General features: G+C 40.8%; 1 pseudogene. It reads left to right on the plus strand.

Going from position 1 to position 797, the window contains the following annotated elements:
- Nucleotides 1-52: 52 nt before the first annotated feature.
- A pseudogene (locus K5Q58_RS20595) lies at nt 53-797 on the plus strand (IS3 family transposase); the annotation flags it as partial.

Genomic DNA, 797 nt, shown 5'->3' on the forward strand with positions numbered 1-797 from the left:
TGCTCTTCCCCCAGTTTAGTAGACACCTCCTCATCACTTTGAGGAGGCTAAAATGCCTAGATATACCCAACCAAGAAAGACATGGTTTTATCCTGTAAAATTCAAAATCAAAGCAGTCCAGCTAAGCTTAAGAGATGATGTCATGTCTAAGGATGTTGCTCTAGCTCTTGATATTCACCCGTTAATGCTGAGTCGTTGGCGAAAAGAATACAAAGAAGGTAAGTTTTCTAAAGCCCCTCGCTATCCAAGCAACAATGAAATTATGAGTAAGCTACCCACTAAAAATGAACTGAAGGCTCTCCAGAAACTAAAGAAAGAAAATCAGCGGCTTAAGCAGGAGAACGACTTGCTAAAAAAGTGGCAACGGTATCTGGCGGAAGTACATCAGAACGATTTGGATTCATCCAAAAGTTCGGACAAACACTAGGTGTCAAATACCTATGCTCTTGGCTAAAAGTATCACGTAGTGGTTACTATGCTTGGTGTCATCGTCTTGTGTCCTTACGAGCCGTTTCTGATGCAAATTTGCTGATTAAAATAGAACAAGTGTTTAATGCTAATCACCAAACATATGGCAGCCCCCGCGTCTTTCACGCTCTTAAAAAAGAAGGAGTCATTACCAGTGAAAAGCGAGTTGCTAGGTTGATGCGAGAGCATGGTTTAAGGGCTCGGTCTTTAAAGACATACAGTAAACCAGCGAAAGTAAAGTTCTTCTATAAAGCGATTGAAAATAAGCGTAAAGGTTTGGCCAAAGCGACAGGTATGAATCAACAATGGTCAGGAGATATTACGTATTT

The sequence above is a fragment of the Shewanella sp. KT0246 genome (genome assembly GCF_019654955.1).
Taxonomy (GTDB): domain Bacteria; phylum Pseudomonadota; class Gammaproteobacteria; order Enterobacterales; family Shewanellaceae; genus Shewanella; species Shewanella goraebulensis.